At 60.9% G+C, this 16,593-nt stretch carries 14 protein-coding genes and 1 pseudogene; 3 read left to right on the top strand and 12 right to left on the bottom strand.

The genetic code is table 11. From position 1 onward, the window contains the following. Positions 1–3: 3 nt before the first annotated feature. Positions 4–444, bottom strand: a complete 441-nt coding sequence (locus GA0061103_RS17615; RefSeq protein WP_092713329.1) for a hypothetical protein — start codon at positions 442–444, stop codon at positions 4–6. Between the two features lie 353 nt (positions 445–797). Between GA0061103_RS17615 and GA0061103_RS17610 the strand changes: the two genes are divergently transcribed. Next, complete coding sequence (locus tag GA0061103_RS17610) at positions 798–2,549, top strand: sensor histidine kinase (RefSeq protein ID WP_092713327.1); 1,752 nt, start codon at positions 798–800, stop codon at positions 2,547–2,549. Then, positions 2,546–3,856: a sigma-54-dependent transcriptional regulator gene (locus GA0061103_RS17605; RefSeq protein ID WP_092713325.1), complete on the top strand. Its 1,311-nt coding sequence runs from the start codon at positions 2,546–2,548 to the stop codon at positions 3,854–3,856. The genes GA0061103_RS17610 and GA0061103_RS17605 overlap by 4 nt, the downstream gene beginning before the upstream one ends. A gap of 129 nt (positions 3,857–3,985) precedes the next feature. On the opposite strand, the gene GA0061103_RS17600 is transcribed toward GA0061103_RS17605, so the two are convergent. The 10 genes and pseudogenes from GA0061103_RS17600 to GA0061103_RS17560 form a co-directional block, all read right to left on the bottom strand. After that, entirely contained in the window at positions 3,986–5,158 is a 1,173-nt protein-coding gene (locus tag GA0061103_RS17600; protein ID WP_092713323.1) for a hypothetical protein, read from the bottom strand. An 11-nt stretch (positions 5,159–5,169) separates the two neighbouring features. After that, positions 5,170–6,678 carry an OmpA family protein gene (locus GA0061103_RS17595; protein WP_092713321.1) on the bottom strand — a complete coding sequence of 503 codons (1,509 nt, stop codon included), beginning with the start codon at positions 6,676–6,678 and terminating at the stop codon, positions 5,170–5,172. A 295-nt stretch (positions 6,679–6,973) separates the two neighbouring features. After that, positions 6,974–7,085: pseudogene (locus tag GA0061103_RS35660) on the bottom strand (IS5/IS1182 family transposase); the annotation flags it as partial. Positions 7,086–7,198: 113 nt separating this feature from the next. Then, positions 7,199–8,056: a transporter substrate-binding domain-containing protein gene (locus GA0061103_RS17590; protein ID WP_092713319.1), complete on the bottom strand. Its 858-nt coding sequence runs from the start codon at positions 8,054–8,056 to the stop codon at positions 7,199–7,201. Between the two features lie 32 nt (positions 8,057–8,088). Further along, on the bottom strand, positions 8,089–8,856 hold the full coding sequence (locus GA0061103_RS17585; RefSeq protein WP_092713317.1) for an ABC transporter ATP-binding protein: 768 nt from the start codon (positions 8,854–8,856) through the stop codon (positions 8,089–8,091). Beyond that, on the bottom strand, positions 8,853–9,593 hold the full coding sequence (locus tag GA0061103_RS17580; RefSeq protein WP_092713315.1) for an ABC transporter permease: 741 nt from the start codon (positions 9,591–9,593) through the stop codon (positions 8,853–8,855). The genes GA0061103_RS17585 and GA0061103_RS17580 overlap by 4 nt, the downstream gene beginning before the upstream one ends. Further along, positions 9,593–10,312 (bottom strand): ABC transporter permease, encoded by a 720-nt coding sequence (locus tag GA0061103_RS17575; RefSeq protein WP_092713313.1) that lies wholly within the window; start codon positions 10,310–10,312, stop codon positions 9,593–9,595. Before GA0061103_RS17575 ends, GA0061103_RS17580 begins: the two co-directional genes overlap by 1 nt. Positions 10,313–10,393: 81 nt before the next feature. After that, entirely contained in the window at positions 10,394–11,248 is an 855-nt protein-coding gene (locus tag GA0061103_RS17570; RefSeq protein ID WP_092713311.1) for a transporter substrate-binding domain-containing protein, read from the bottom strand. A gap of 58 nt (positions 11,249–11,306) precedes the next feature. Beyond that, complete coding sequence (locus GA0061103_RS17565) at positions 11,307–12,983, bottom strand: M28 family peptidase (protein WP_092713310.1); 1,677 nt, start codon at positions 12,981–12,983, stop codon at positions 11,307–11,309. Next, positions 12,976–14,400 (bottom strand): M20 family metallopeptidase, encoded by a 1,425-nt coding sequence (locus GA0061103_RS17560; protein WP_092713308.1) that lies wholly within the window; start codon positions 14,398–14,400, stop codon positions 12,976–12,978. The genes GA0061103_RS17565 and GA0061103_RS17560 overlap by 8 nt, the downstream gene beginning before the upstream one ends. A 178-nt stretch (positions 14,401–14,578) precedes the next feature. Between GA0061103_RS17560 and GA0061103_RS17555 the strand changes: the two genes are divergently transcribed. Continuing rightward, positions 14,579–15,217, top strand: a complete 639-nt coding sequence (locus GA0061103_RS17555; protein WP_092713306.1) for a GntR family transcriptional regulator — start codon at positions 14,579–14,581, stop codon at positions 15,215–15,217. A 114-nt stretch (positions 15,218–15,331) separates the two neighbouring features. Here GA0061103_RS17555 and GA0061103_RS17550 read toward each other — a convergent pair whose 3' ends face one another. Then, complete coding sequence (locus GA0061103_RS17550) at positions 15,332–16,507, bottom strand: MFS transporter (RefSeq protein WP_092713304.1); 1,176 nt, start codon at positions 16,505–16,507, stop codon at positions 15,332–15,334. Positions 16,508–16,593: the final 86 nt, after the last annotated feature.

Genomic DNA, 16,593 nt, shown 5'->3' with positions numbered 1-16,593 from the left:
CGCTTAGATGCCGAGCTGTCCATCGATCGGACATTCTTCTCCCGTGGCGCTGTTCCCGTATCGCCAGATTACCGTCCGGTCTTTGCTCAACGCGCTTGCCACTTTGAAACCTTTCAGCACGAGATATCTCGTGGGCATCGGCGAGGATCCGGTCGATCTGTCCCTTCCTGGATCTGCCTTGGCCACGGCGCCTAGACGCAACAACTTTTGATGGTTTATCTCGTGCGAGAATTCGCCATCAAAACCCGGGCCATCAGCTGCCAGGATCGCAATGCCAGCGCGGGGAATGACGTGCCGTCCTGCATCATCCTTCGGTCCGAGGCGGAAGAGCGGATGGACATGAATGGTGCGGCCGCACCTGCCGGGGATGCCGTCGAGCTCGCGATCGCTTTCGGAGTCTTTGCCGGACCGGGGCGGCGCCCAGGAAATGCCCAAATCGCGCATCAGAAGTCCTGCCAACGGTCAGTGCAGCGCGATTCGACAAGCCACGAATTCTGCAGGAGAACCTGGTCAGGCGGCGAAAGGAGAGCCACTCTCACTCCGCTTTTCACAGGAGTTGTCAGTGTACGGAAGTCGCTTGGATTGTCCGTCAACATGACATCTTCTTCTCCAATAGGCCCGGCACTTCGATGCTCCGCGCACATTGCGCGAGATCGCCAATCGTTGCTAGCTGCTGCGAGAGTTTTTGGCTAACCTATTGTTTTAAATGAAATAAGCAGATATTTTTATGCTGCTGCAGTGGTTTTTCGTGCAAAAACTTGCATAGCCAATACGTGCGATTGCATTATCTTGCACTAATGAAGCATTTTCCGCTCAAGATTACATTTGCGCTGCCTGTCCTGGGCCTGCTGCTATTGGCGGGACTGTGGCATTTGACGACATCCTGGATGGTAAAACACGCGCTGGCCCGGCTGGGCGCCGACGCCGAGCTTATCGCCCGTCAACAGAGCCGGTTGATCGACAGCGAACTTGCCAAGTATCGCCTGCTTCCCGTGGCTCTTGGCGAATATACCGACCTGCAAGATGCATTGGCCAGCGGCTCGATCGCTGATGCTTCACGCCTTAGCGACAAGCTTGCGTTCCTGGCGGCACAGACCGGCGCGCCGGTCATCTATATTCTTGACGGTAACGGTCGGGTCATCTCGGCTTCGAATGCCGGCAGTCCCGAAAGTTTTGTCGGTCGCAACTACGGGTTTCGTCCCTACTTCACTCAGGCATTATCGACCGGTTCTGGAGAATATTATGCCGTTGGCGATCTTAGCGGGCGGCCGGGCTTCTTCTTTTCGCGGCGGGTCGGCAACCAGCCGGGAGCGCTGGGGGTCGTGGTCATCAAATATGAGTTCCAGACGCTGCTTCACAGCTGGGCGGAGGATTCTGGTCAGACATTCGTGATCGACCCACGCGGCATCGTGCTTGCTTCCACGGATTCGCAGGAGGAAATGCGCACCTTCCGACCGCTTTCCGCCGCCGATCGTGCACAGCTGACGGCAAACGGCCAGTTCAACTACGCACCACTGGAGCCGAGCCGTCATCGATTTCAGGCCAACGGGATGATGCAGGGTCCATCGGGCGATCTGCTCATGCCCGTCGACGAACCGATCGCGGAGACGACTTTGAGGCTGATCCATGCAGTGGATACCGCACCGGCCCTGCGTGAGGCGCGCAATCTCGCATGGTTGATCTCCATTGCCACAACCATTGTTCTGGGCGCCCTCGCCGTCACCATCTATTGGCGGATGACCCGCGCGGCGCGGATCGCCGCCGATCGGGCGATACTTGAAGCAGCGGTGGAGACGCGCACCGCCGAACTCAGCACCGAGATGGCGGAACGTTCCCGTGCGGACCGCCGCTTTCGTCAGGCGAGAGAAGAACTCGCACAAGCAAATCGGCTGGCCTCGCTTGGCTCGATTACCGCCGGCCTGGCCCATGAAATCAATCAGCCGGTCGCGACCATCCGTACCCTTGCCGAAAATGCGCAACATCATCTCGCAAATGCCCGCATCGATCGCGTCGCAGCCAGTCTGATGACGACGGTCGAATTGACGGCCCGAATCGGCGCGATCACTCAGGAGATGCGGCGCTTTGCGCGGCGTGGCGGCGGCGAGACGACCCGGATGTCGCTTGATGAGGTGATCGAAGGAACACTGCTCCTGATCGGCGAGCGCTTTCGCAACGCGGCGGTACGGCTCGACCTGCCGGTGCGCGGCCAGCCCGAGGTGGTCGCCAATCGGGTCCAGCTGGAACAGGTGTTCGTCAATCTGCTCCAGAACGCGCTGGATGCCGTGGCGGGACACCCTTATCCGCATGTCGTCCTGAGCGTTGACAATGATGACGCGTGGATCATCCTTATCGTCGCCGACAACGGTCCTGGCATTGATGCCGAGTTGGGCGAAAAGATATTTTCGCCATTCGTGACCAGCAAACCCGACGGTTTGGGACTCGGGCTCGGCATTGCACGTGACATCATTGTCGATCTGGGTGGCACGCTGAAAATCATATCATCGCCCCTTGGGGGTGCGGCTTTCGCTGTCGGAGTAAGACGTGCATGACACAGACTGAGGCATTGCGTGTAATGATTGTCGATGATGACGCAACCTTTCGCGTCGCACTGGCGGATTCCTTCGCAATCGCCGGACTGGATGTTGAAATCCATGGCGATGGGCACTCGGCCTTGGCCAACCTCCAGGCAGATTTCTCGGGGGTTCTCGTCACCGATATCCGCATGCCCCGTGTTGACGGACATGGCGTCCTCGACACGATATTGGCGCGCGATCCGGAGCTTCCCGTCATCCTGATGACCGGGCACGGCGATATCGCCACGGCGGTGACCGCGCTGAAACGCGGTGCTTTCGATTTCATCGCAAAGCCGTTCGCCACCGACCACATGATCGCCAGCGTGCGTCGTGCGCTCGAAATGCGCCGTCTGGTATTGGAAAATCGACGCCTGCGCCTGGCGGCGGCCGAGGCTGAAGATAGCTTGCCGCTGCTTGGCGAGACACCGGTCATGGTTCGGCTCCGTGAGACCATTCGTGAGCTTGCGAGCGTCAATGTCGACGTGCTGATCGAAGGAGAGACAGGTACCGGCAAGGAACTCGTCGCTCGCCTGCTTCATCGCTGGAGCATGAGGAATGCCCGCAATTTCGTGGCGGTGGACTGCGCGGCGCTGCCGGACGCCGTGGCCGACGAAGTCCTGTTCGGCAATCGGCTGCAGCGCGGTCGCATCTCGGAAGCCGACCGTGGCACACTCTTCCTGGACGAGATCGATAGCATGTCCCCTGCTCTGCAGGGAAAGCTGTTGCGGGTCGTCGAGGAACGCGAAGTGCCCTCGGCGTCTGGCGAGCCACGCGTCATCGATTTGCGAATCGTCGCTGCCGCGAAGGATCATCTTGCCGGCGCCGTGGCAAATGGGCGTTTTCGTTCCGATCTCCTCTACAGGCTGCAGACGGTGCGGCTGCGAATTCCGCCCTTGCGGGAGCGACGTGCGGATGTCAGCTTGCTCTTTGCCTACTTCCTCGGCGAAGCCGCCAGGCAATTCGGGCGCCCGCGCCCACTCATCAACGCAGCGATCAAGGCGCGGCTGATGTCGGATAGCTGGACAGGCAATGTACGCGAACTGCGCAGCTTCGCGACCCAGATCGTGCTCGGCGTAGGGCTCGCCGATGAATATGAGGGCGACCAGCTCTCACTATCCGAGCAGATGGATCGCTTCGAGATCGGCATCATACAAGCGACGCTCAACTCCACCCAAGGCGACGTCGGAGAGGCTGCCGAAGCGCTCAAGCTGCCCCGGCGAAGCCTCTACGCCCGATTGCAGCGCTATGGCATCGATGGCGCTTCCTTCAGGGGGCGCCGCTGACAGAATTGTCACTTCCATCCGATTGCCAGAGTCATGGCACAATGATTTCACACAGCCGGCATTTATAGGAATCGCACAGCTGCGCGGCCTTGTAGACCGCGAAGCATGGCGTTGTCATGAGAGGAATATTTACGAGGAAGTAGGCACGTCGCCGTGGTCGACCCGGCGCGAGAATTCCGTCTCGATACCCTGCGCGAGTTTGCCTGCCTGACCGATCCAGTCCTCGCGTTCGATGCGTCCGGGAAAGGCCATGTAACTGCCGACCCATTCGGCGTTTTCATGTGTCCAGGCCGCGACCTGACGGAAGGTCCAGATACCGAGCGCGTTGAGCTTCTCCTCGTTGACATGACCGATGCCGGAAATGCGTTTCAGATTATCCGGAGCGACGCTCGGTTTCGCGACGCTCGGCGGGCGTTTGCCGGGATGGCCATCATCGCCAATGGGGGAGGCTGCCGGCGGCGACGTGCCGGGGGCGGCTTCCGTTGCAGTCGGCGATACGGATGCAAGTGTCGGCGCCGCAGTTGGTGCCGATGAAGTGGCGACCGCTGAGGACGTCGAGTCGTCTGATGATGTGGGCACTTCGCCGCGTTCGACCCGGCGCGAGAATTCGGTTTCCTGCCCTCTTGCCAGTTGCCCTGCCTGACCGATCCAGTCCTCGCGCTCGATGCGTCCGGGGAAAGCCATGTAACTGCCGACCCATTCGGCATTTTCATGCGTCCAGGCTGCAATCTGGCCGAAGGTCCAGATGCCGAGCTCGTTGAGCTTCTCCTCATTGACATGCCCGATGCCGGAAATGCGCTTCAGATCGTCCGGCGCGATGCTCGCTCTTGCTGCAGCCGGGGGACGCTTCCCGGGATGTTCGTGCTCGCCAGAAACAGGGCCAGGCACTACGGAGGCCGATACGGGCGACGCCGGCACTGGCGCTGGAGCTGGTGACGGCGCCGGTGTCGACACCGGTATGGACGACGGCTGTGGCGCTGGCGCGGCGGCCTTGCTATCCGCTTCCAGCGGCTGCGTTGCACGCAAGCTTGCGAGCCAGCTGCCAAGGAAGCAACCGACGATATAGCTGCCAACGAAGAGCAATGCCGTTTCCAGATAATGACCCGCCAGGCCCGGAAGCCACTGCAGCACGGCCACGACGAGGCCGACCACGAACAAGAGGCACAACAGCTTGAACCAACCAGGCCAGGACTGCGGCCACCAGCCACTGGCCGACCGCAGGAATGAGGTGAAACCGACGAGGCCGCCGAGCACCAATGCGAGCAGCATCCACAACCAGTATGTTGACAACAGATAGGTCATTGCCGCTTCCCCTATTTGACAGAGAATTCGATACGCCGATTGAGTGCCTTGCCTTCCTCGGTATCATTGGACGCGAGCGGGTGGGAGGAACCGAAACCGACCGCAGTCAGCCGGCTCGACTGCACGCCTGCGTCGGTCAGATAGGTGACGACCGCCTTGGCACGCTGTTCGGAAAGGGCAATGTTCGCCTTCTCATCCCCGCTCGAATCCGTATGGCCCGACACCTCGATGTTTGAACCCGGGCAACGATTGATGGTAGCGACAATCGTGTCCAGAAGGCCGGAGGATACGGGAGAAATCCGGGCCTTGCCCGTTTCGAAGTTGATCTTCGATTTGGTCACGATCCCGTTGAGCATCGATTGGCAATTGACGGCGTCGACGGCCGGCGCCGGCGCACTGACCGTGATCGTTGCGGGAGCCGCCTTGAAGCCATCGGGAAGTGCGGCTGCAAATCCGCTTTGGACACTGCTCACCGCACCATCGTAGAGCGCCTCGCCCGAGAGCGTTGCATTCGTGCCGGAGAGCGAAAAAGTCCCCTTTGCGAGACGCGACAAAGCATTCAACCCCGCAAGCGCAGCGTTTGCAAAGCCATTCGGTGCGCCGGGAGCGGCAGTCAGCTGATCATTGACGACGTCACCCGGAAAGAGGCTCTTGGCCGTATTAAGAATCTTGCCATGCGTATCGTCGTCCGGATAGTTGCCCGAAAGGATGAGCTTGTCGGTGTCCCTTGCGGCATCGAAGCCGTAGGCAGCCGCGGTCGTGGCCACTGCAGCCGTTGCGGTAGCCGCAGCCGAGGTGGCCGTCGAGGATGTCCCCGCTGCGACGGCCGGCGCGGCTGAAGTATCCGTGCCGGGCGTCACCGGCGCGATAGATGCCGGTTTGGGTGCCGCAATGTCTGATTTGGCGAGCGTAAAGCCCTCCGGCAACGTTTTGAGCGCGGTGGTGATGGCAGCGTAGGCATCGCTTGTATCGGCATTGCCGGAAATCGTCAGACCCGTATCGGACAACGAAGCGCTGCCCTTTGCCAGCTTGCCCAATTGGTCGATGCCGAACTGTGCGGCGCCGGCATAGCTGGCCGGGGCGCCGCCGGCATAGTGCATTTCATCCTTGACATCGGCCCCGGCGAAGGTCGCTTTCGCGGCGGCGACAATCTTGTCGCGCGTATCGGGATTTGGCACGCTGCCGGACAGAACGACGCTCGAACCTTCATGGGAGATGGCCCAGTTGAAGGGCTTGGCGACCTCGGGCTCCTTGGCATCGACCAGAACCTTGCGGACACCCCAAACCTGACCAACCGAGGCGGCAACCTGGTTTGCAGCATCCGGAGAAAACACCAGCCCGGTGAGAGCGACGTCCCGGCCCGCCACGCTGAACACCGGACTGAGAACAGTCGATCCCAGGGACGAGGTCGCCCTGTTGTTGAGATCGCCGTTGATGGACTTTCCGGTAATGAGGGTGGCGAGGATCCAGAGGATCGCAAGCGGGATCAGGCCCCACCACCATTTCGAAGGCTGACTCATGACTACCTCCCGAAACCAGATCGCAATGATTTAATTTATTTAATGCGAATATACTTTAAAAGCTTATGGTTGCAATGAAAATGATCGCAGGCGCCTTACCCGCCGTGACGACCCTAAAGCCACACGCCGAATGTGTGGCCTGTCGCACGACCTGCCACAGCCGATCCCAGTCCGGACAAGCGAGGAGGAATATCCGCATGCGGGGTCACGGCACGTCGGTCAGCGCACTTCCCTAAGCGCGAAAGACAGTCTCGAAACTGTCATCGGGTCGAGATCATGACGGTAATGGAAGGCCATCGAGAACGCCTGGCTCGATCCGGCAGCAACAACGCCGCCTGACGGCCTGATAATCGCCCAGGCATTCGGGCAAATCTCACCGATGCCCCTGAGCCGGCTATCCAGATCAGCCCGATGACCTGCGCGTCATCGGGCTGATAGCTTTGAACGAGCATTTCGCTGTCGTTGCTCAGCACGATCAAGGGCCGTGCAGCGAAGGCGTCTGTTTGGCTTCGTTCTGGATTTACTTCGGGGTCACGTCGAAGCCGAACCATTTCTGAGACAGCTTTGCGATCGTGCCGTCGGCCTTTGCCGCCGCGATCGCATCGTTGAACATCGCCTTCAGCTGGGTGTCGTCCTTGCGCAGGCCGACGGAACTGCCGCGGCCGAGAAGGCCGCCTTGGAAGCGCGGTCCAGTCACGGTCATGTCTTCATTGCCGGGCTTTGCCGCCGCCGTCGACAGATAGGCCATGGACGCCATGATGAGATCGACGCGGCCGGCCTTCAGGTCGAGGTCATGCTGCTCCGTCGTCTTATACTCGCGAATATCGGCAACGCCCTTCAGATACTTGTCGAGGAAGGTTGCCGCGATCGATGCCGTCTGCACACCGATCGTCTTGCCCTTGAGCATTGGTTCGAGTTCCTTCAGCGCCTTGACCGCCCCGGCTTCGTCCGTTGCGAGGGAAAACACCTGGCCCTTCATGGGAAGATCGACAAGCGAGGAATCCTTCAGGGTTGCGAAAGTCTGGCCGGTCGTGCCGTAAGAATCGCTGAAGGCAATCACTTCCTCGCGCTTGGCGGTTGCAGACATGCCCGAAATGATCGCATCGAATTTCCCCGCATTGAGCGCCGGGATCATGCCGTCGAAGGGCTGGATGACGGTCGTGCATTCGACCTTCATGTGATCGCAGAGATATTTGATCAGTTCGATCTCATATCCGTCCAGACTGCCATCCGCCTTGGTGAAATTCCATGGACGAAAAGCGCCCTCTGTCGCGATGGTGACATGCGTCCACTTTTTGTCCTCCGCGCGCACGACGCTCGCCGTTGCGAGCGTGACGACCATCATGATCGCAGTCAGAAGTCCGGTCAGGTATTTCATGATCGAGTTCCCCATTGTGATTGAGCTTAAAATTATTGGCTGATGAACTGGCGGAAGCGTTCGGAACGCGAACCGGCAAAGACATCCTGCGGCTTGCCGTCTTCCTCGACGACGCCCTTGTGCAGGAAGATGACGCGGCTCGAGACATCCCGCGCAAAGCCCATCTCATGCGTAACGACGAGCATGGTGCGTCCTTCCTCGGCGAGCGCGCGCATGACCCTCAGGACCTCGCCCACAAGCTCGGGATCGAGCGCCGATGTCGGCTCATCGAACAGCATGACCTTCGGATGCATGGCGAGCGCACGCGCGATGGCTGCGCGCTGTTGCTGGCCTCCCGAAAGATGAGCCGGATAGAAATTGCGCTTGTCGGCGATGCCGACCTTGGCGAGCAGCGCTTCCGCTTCCTCGACGCATTCGGCGCGCGAACGGCCCTGGACGTAGACAGGCGCCTCGATCACGTTCTCCAGCACCGTCTTGTGGGACCAGAGATTGAAGCTCTGGAACACCATACCAAGCTGGGCCCGGATACGGTCGACCTGCCTTCCATCGGACGGGCGATGGGCGCCGCGGGCGGTGCGCTGCATGCGGATCGTTTCGCCCGCCACGGTCACTTCACCGGAATCGGGCGTCTCCAGCAAATTGATGCATCGCAGGAATGTCGATTTTCCGGAACCTGACGAGCCGAGAATCGAGACGACATCGCCTTCCAGCGCATCGAGCGAGATACCCTTGAGCACCTCGACCGGCCCAAAGCTCTTGTGCATGTCGCGCACGCTGAGTGCGATTGGCGTGACGGTCATTGCGGATCTCCTACGGGGGCCGCCACAGCGGCGGTATCGCGCATTACCGGCGCGGGCGGGCGCAGATGCGGGCTAAGCCGATATTCGGCAAGCTGGATGAGGCGCGTCAGCACGAAGTTGATCGCAAGATAGATGGCGCCTGAGACGACGAAGACCTCGATGGCGCGGTAGGTCTCCGAAATGATCTTTGCCGCAACGCCCGTGACTTCCATCAGCGTGATGATCGAGGCGAGCGATGTCGCCTTCACCATCGAGATCATCTCGTTGCCATAGCCCGGCAGCGCCTGGCGGATGGCGAGCGGCAGAATGATGCGCCGGAACATCATAAAGCGATGCATGCCGCAGGCGCGCGCAGCCTCCACCTGCCCATGTGGCACCGAGAGCAGACCGCCACGGATGATTTCACTGGCATAGGCTGCGGTATTCAAGGTCAGCGCCAGGACGGCGCACCAGTAGGGATCGCGCAGAAACGGCCAGAAAATGCTGTGGCGGATGGCGGGGAATTGACCGAGGCCATAGTAGATCAGGAAGATCTGGACGAGCAGCGGCGTACCGCGAAAGACGAAGACATAGAGCCTGGCAAACCAGTCGAGGACGGTGAAACCCGACAGGCGAGCGAGCGCCAGAAGCAATGCGAGGATGGCGCCGAGGCAGATCGACGTCACCGCAAGTTCGATCGTCAGCGGGATCGCCGCGACAAGGCTCACAAAAGTCTCTTCAAGGAATTGCCAATCCATCAGCGTTTCCTCACACCGCGCGACAGATGACGCTCGGCCTGCCGGATGATCAGGCTGGAAAGGGTCGAGATCATCAGATAGATCACCCCTGCGATCAGGTAGAAATCGAACGGCAGTCCCGTGGAGCCCGCGCCGACCTGCGCCTGGCGCAGCAATTCGGCAACGCCGGTGATCGAGACCAGCGCCGACTCCTTGAGGACGACCTGCCAGACGTTGCCGAGCCCCGGCAGCGCATGCCGCAGGGTCAGCGGCGCGATAATCCGGCGCAGCCGCAGCCAGCGCGGCATTCCGCAGGCGATGGCAGCCTCGATCTCGCCGGGATGCACGGCCTTGAACCCGCCGCGCAGCACTTCGGTGAACTGCGCACCGGACGTGACGCCGACAGCAAGGGAACCGGCCAGGAAACCCGGAAAGCCGAGAAAACCTTCCGCTCCGAACATCTTGCCGATGGCGGTGACGACCGCGCTGCCGCCGAAATAGAAGAGATAGATCACCAATAGATCGGGAATGCCGCGAAGAACCGTCGTATAGGCGTCCGCCGTGGCGCGGGCAAAGCGATTGCCGGCGATCTTGCCCCATGCGCCTAGCGTTCCGATGCAGGCGCCGACTGCATAGCCGGCAATTGCGACAAGAATGGTCATCCAGGCGCCGGCCAGGAGAGCATGCCCCCAGCCATCCCGGCCAAAGCCGGCAAGCTCGAATAGGGTTGGCTGGTTCATGCGCCTGACCTGAAAGAATGGATCTGGGCAACGGAAGTCATGGTCTTAGCCTCGGCCAGGAACGATGGTTGCGGGACGCGCTCAATTGGCCTCGAAGGTCGGCGTGAGGTCGATCTTGCTCCATTTTTCCGAGAGCTGCTTGATCGTACCGTCCTTGGCGGCCTGCTTGATGGCGTCGTCGAATTTCGCCTTCAGGTCGGTTTCGCCCTTACGCATGCCGAGAGCGACCTCCGTTGCCAGCATCGCACCCTTCACCAGGGGACCAGACATCATCAGATCGTCATTGCCGGGCTTACCGAGCACGGAGGTTTCATAGACGCCGCTGTCGAAGCCGGCATCGATGCGGCCTGCCTTCAGATCAAGGTCGCGCTCTCCGGAACTCTTATAGGCACGCACCGTCACATCGGATCCGAAATAGGAATTGATCAATTGCTCCTGGCTGGTCGACTGGACGACGCCGACCGTCTTGCCCTTCAAAGCCTTGCCGATCTCCGCCATCACCGGATCGGCCTTTGCCTTGTCGTTGAGATTCAGGCGCTCACCCGTCATCGGCAAGGGTGAAACCGATCCATCCTTCACGAGCAGGAAGCTTGCGACGCCGCTCGCATAGGGCACGGTAAAATCGACCACCTGCTTGCGCTTCTCGTTGATGCCGAGCGTCATCACCAGATCAAATTTGCCGGCATTCAGGCTTGGGATCATCGCGTTCCATTCGCCGGCGATCAGCTCGCAATCGACCTTGGCGCGCTTGCAGAGATCATTGATGAGATCGACGTCGAAGCCGGCAAGCTTGCCGCTCGAATCCATCAGGTTCCACGGCGGGAATGCGCCTTCGATGCCGACCTTCACCTGGGTCCAGTCCTTGGCGCTGGCGGTCAGCGGAGCAAGGAAGGCAATCATGCCGAATACGGCGGCAAGCATTTTTCTATTTTTCATGTTCGTTCCCCTTTTCGGCCGCTTAAGCGGCCTTTTCTCAGATCCGGTATTCTCGGCGTCAGTTTTCCAGAGCGGCTCGCAGGGCGGCATTGGCCTCCCGCAGCGCGTGAGCGATGCGATTTCTCGTCTGACGCGCGTGAACGACGTAAAAGGCGGTATCCGGCGAGCCCTCATCCAGTCTCGCCAGCGCACGCAGCCCTTCCAGAGAGGGCCAGGCGACGTGCGGCAGCGCGGAGTCGGGATGGAAGCGTTCACCGCTCGTATAGTTCAGCGGCACCAGATGCCGTCCTGCACGCATCAGTGAGGCATCGATCCGTGCCGCTCTTTCTGGCGAGGGATCCCTCACCTGCAGAAGCGAATTTGCGTTGACGCGCAAGTCTTCGATGGCCTGGCACAGGCCGGAGATATCGAGACGGCCGGCAAACGCGGCCTGCAATTGCCCAATCTGTTCGTCGAGGGAGGCGGCATATTGCGTGTAATCCAGCGGCAGGACAGGTGACGTCAGCAGCCGCCAGAGAACCTCGAGAACAATCGCCGTGTCTCGGCAAAGATTGTCTGGATCGATATGCTCCGCGGTGTCGTGCGGCGTATGCCACCACCATCCGAGCGCCGTCAGCATCTTGACGGGGCCTGGCGGCTGATGGCTGAGGCTGCCGAACATCGAGGGGATACCGATGCCCCAGAAGGACTGATCCGCAGCGCGGCCATGACGCCTTCCGGCATGCTTCTGTCCGGTCACGTGCTCGATCACATCCGCAGCCAAAGGCCTGAGTTCGTCGATCACGCCGGAATTGGTGAGGACGGTCGCGCCCTCGCCGCCGGTGGAATCGACATTGACATGGGCGGCGCAGCGGCGATCGAGTTCGTCGAAATACTCGTCCGCGTACCAGGCAGAGCCGGAATAGCGGCCATGGGAATGACCGGACCAGAAGCATATGCGCAAGCCCCGGCGCCATTCGGCGGCCCGAAGCGCGAGCAGGCGCGCCGCCTCGAGCATTGTCGCGTTGGCGCCGCCATTGTCCATGACCCCGAAATGCCAGGTATCGTGATGGCCGGAAAACAGGACGAAAGGTGCATCTTCGCCTTTCGGCTGAAGCTCGGCAACAAGGAGCGGCGTCTTGCGCCAACCCGTATCTGCGTCCGCGCACAGCGTCGCGGTCACGGCTTCTCCGCGCGCAAGCCTTTCGCGCAGGCGGTCGCCGTCATCCTTCGCAATCGAGCAGATGACCGTCGTCGGCAGCTTGTCGCGCGTATGCTGCGACGGGCTGCCCCAGACCGGCGAGACGCACATCTCGTAGAGATGCTCGTTCGGGCTGATGTGAAGTTCGCCAAGCGCGCCGAAGGCACTCGCAAGAGCGGCCACTTCCTCGGTCGCGATACCGTCGACCAGAACGATCTTGCCAGAGACATCCTTGCCAGCGAAATCGGCTTTGGTTCCCTCGCCGACATGGATGAGATTGCCGGTTACCCCCGCAGCCGATGTCGAGACCGACATGGAATGCGTGATGCAACGAAGGTTCCAGCCATCGATCTCAACCGTGGCGGCACCTGGCAAACTGATGAAGGCATCGTGCGACAGAAGCTGCGTGCGATAGCCAAAATCATCCATCTCGGCCTGGAGATAGCGGAAGCTCTCCAGCTCCTCGGCCGTGCCCGACAACTTTACGCGGCGCGCGAATTCGCCGATATGCGCCATCAAGCGCGCACGATCGGGCTTCAGACCGGCCTCAGCCATTGGCCTTCTCCGGCAGCGGCGGCTCGACATCATCCGGGATCGGATTGACGAAGGGCGTCCCCTCAAGCCGTGCCTTGTGATCTTCCTTGGCGGCCGCGATGAGGGCAGGGTTGCGGATGAGTTCGGCGGCCGTGCTCGCCATCACCTTGGCGGCATGCTCGGTGCCCTTGTGAGCGACGGGCAGCTTGCCCTGCGCGACGAGTTGCCAGGAGTGGCCGGGTGTGCCGATCGCATAGGTGGCGCCGCGCATCTGCACGGTTGGGACGACCCAGCTGACCGTGCCGACATCGGTCGAACCGACCAGCGTGCCGTCGCCGGCGTTCAACGGAAAGATTTCCTCGCAGAGCGCCTGACCCTTCTTCGGCTTCAGCGCAAACCGGCCGTAGGAAGCGGCAATATCCTCTGCACTGAAGGTCCGCTGAAACTTCAGCGCGGTCTCGCGATCCGCGTCGTCAAACACGGGCGGCCCGAGCCGATCCAACTGCGAGAACATGCATTCCTCGAGCGGTGTATTGCCGACAAGATTGGCATCGCCGCTAATGATCTCGCTGCGAACCGTCGTCTCCGTCATCAAGGCAGCACCATCGGCAACCTTCTTGACGCGAGCGACCAGCAAGAGAAGCTCCGGCAGGGTCCGTGCCCGCACGAGATAACGCACAGTGGCGCGCGCCTGCACCACATTGGGAGCCGCACCGCCGGTATCGGTGACGGCATAGTGGATGCGCGCCGTCGACGGCATATGCTCGCGCATGTAGTTGACGCCGACATTCATCAGCTCGACCGCATCCAGCGCGCTGCGGCCAAGATGAGGTGTGGCCGAGGCATGCGAGGCACGGCCGGAAAAATGGAAATTGATCTCGTTACAGGCAAGCGAAATGGGATTGTTGACGCCAGCAAAGGCCGCTGGATGCCAGGAGATCGCGATATCGACATCGTCGAAAACGCCGGCGCGGACCATGAAGCCCTTGGAGGAGCCCCCCTCCTCGGCCGGGCAGCCGTAATAGCGCACCCTGCCCTTCAGGCCGTTTTCCGCGAGGAAATCCTTGACTGCGGCTGCGGCAAGCATCGAGCCGGCGCCCAGCATGTTATGGCCGCAGCCATGGCCATTACCGCCGTCGATCAGCGGCCGCTCTTCCGCGATACCGGCTTCCTGGCTCAATCCCGGCAGCGCATCGAACTCGCCGAGGATCGCGATGACCGGGCCATCCTCGCCCGCCTCGCCCATGACAGCCGTCGGCAGGCCGGCGATGCCGCGCTCGACGCGAAACCCCTGACGCTCCAGCATCTCGGCATGTTCTTCGGCGGATCGGTATTCCAGGTAATTCGTTTCTGGAATGTCCCAGATTCGATCGCTGAGCGCGAAGAATTCGGCGCTTTTCTTTTCGACGATGTCCCAGACCGCATCAGAATTTTGCATGGACTTGCCATCCGCCTCATATAATGGATACTAAATTGGTACCAATTTATGTGCCAATAAGAACGGATGCGCAAGAGATGAGCATGGATATTTTTTCGGCAGCGATAACGAGCGTCGTTGTTGAAAAATGCGGACCTATGATAGTCATCGCCAACTTGGGAAGGTCTGGGAGAGCTGCATGAACTCGCTGGAAGCTGAAGCGGCAGCGCCGTCGCACGAAGATATGCCCGACGTGACCGAGCTCATTCTCCAGGACATCCTCGCGGGCAGGCTCCCGCCCGGAACATGGTTGAAGCAGATCGATCTGGAGCGTCGCTACAACTGTACGAGGCCGCAGGTGCGGCGGGCGCTCGACCGCCTCGTACAGAAGCGGCTTGTCGAGCACATTCCCAATCGCGGCTATCACGTGCACGAGCAGGATGGGCGCCGCGCCCAGGAAGTGAGCGATATCCGCGTGATCCTCGAAGTGGCGATCAGCGACCGTATCGTCGCCAATGCCGGCGATGCGGATATTGCCAATTTGCGCGCGCTCGCTTCGCGCTTCGACGATCTGGTGCTCAATGGCACCATGCTCGAACTTTACGAAGCCAACCTCGCTTTTCACCGGTACCTGCTGGTACTTGCAGGAAATCAGGAGCTTGTCGAACTCATCACCGAAATCCGGCAACGCACCTCGTCCGCGCCGGTGTCGCAATGGCGAACCCGAGCCCGCATCGAGCAGTCCGGCCGCGAGCACCAGCAGATGATCGACGCAATAGAGAAGCGCGACGTCGATAGGCTCAAGGAGCTGACCCGCAGACATATTTTGCAGACATAGCTGAAATCGACCACAGCCTGAATAACAGAAGACGCGCCCGGCGGGACCTGTCGGCCGGGCTTGTGATCCCATTGCACGTCGCAGGCCGGTCACGGCCTGGACATCTGTCCCAGGTCAGTCGGTCCGTCTTGCGATGAACGGAATGATGGCGGCCGCCAGAAACAGAACACCGCTATAGGCGAATGGGCTCCACCAGCCGACGCCGTCGAACAGCACACCGCCTGTGAAGGCACCCGCGGTGATTGCCGCCTGGATCAGCGCCACCAGCAATCCGCCGCCGGCCTCGAGTTTGTCGGGGATGGTGCGGGTCATCCAAGTGTTCCAGGCAACGGGAATGGGCGTGGCAAAGAACCCGAACAGGCAGAGGAGTGCGGCAATCGCAATACCCGAGGGTGCCAGCGGGATCAGCAAGAGAGCGATTACAGCGAGCGCCGCAGGGAACCCGGCGAGGACGGCATCCAGATGCGCTCGCAGCAGGAAACCGATCAAGGAAGTGCCCAGCAGGCCGAAGAGGCCGATGCCGAGGAGAACAACCGACAGTTCGTTCACATCGAGCCTCGTCACGTCCCCAAGGACCGGCCGAAGATAGGTCGATAGTGCGAACTGGCCCATGAAGAAGAAGGACATGGCCGCCATACTGATTGCGAAGATGCGGTTGCGCAGCAGCCCGAACGGGCCGCTCCCGGCAGTCTTCGACCCCCCAGGCATTCGCGGCAAGGCGAAGATCTGCCAGACAAAGGCGATGATGCCGACCGGAACGACGATGAAGAACGCACCGCGCCAGCCTATCAATCCGCCGAGGAAGCTTCCCAGCGGCTGAGCGATGACCGTGGCCAGAGCAGTGCCGCCCTGCAGCATGGCAAGAGCCTTTGGAACGTCCTGTTCGGCAGCGATGCGCGCGACGATGGAGGTGGACAGTGACCAGAAACCGCCGATCGCGATGCCGATCAGCGCGCGGCCGAACATGAAGACGAGATAGTTGGGCGCGAATGTGATCGCCAGGCCCGAGAGCACCATCACGATCGTATAGAACAGGACCACCGTTCGCCGATCCAGCCGCCACAGCACCGTGTTGCTGAACAGGCTGGTGACGACCGCGAAAAATCCGGAAACGGAAATCGCCTGACCCGCCTGGCCGGCGGTAATGCCAAGCTCTTCGGCGATCGGGGTTAGCAGGCTGACGGGCAGAAACTCGGAAGCGACGAGGGTGAAGGTCATCAGCGTCATGCAGATGACTGCAGCCCATGGGCTGGCCGCACGCTCGACGGCGCGGTCATAGGTGGTTTCCATATCAATTGTCCAAAGTTGCTCGAAACGAGCTGTTCAGCGGATAGTCTCGATGGCGACGGAGGCCCTCGCCGCGGCGATGAATTGCC

The organism is Martinezella multihospitum (assembly GCF_900094585.1).
Taxonomy (GTDB): Bacteria; Pseudomonadota; Alphaproteobacteria; order Rhizobiales; family Rhizobiaceae; genus Rhizobium; species Rhizobium multihospitium.
Note: the sequence above shows the minus strand (reverse complement) of the source record. Positions and strands in the feature narration are given on the sequence as shown.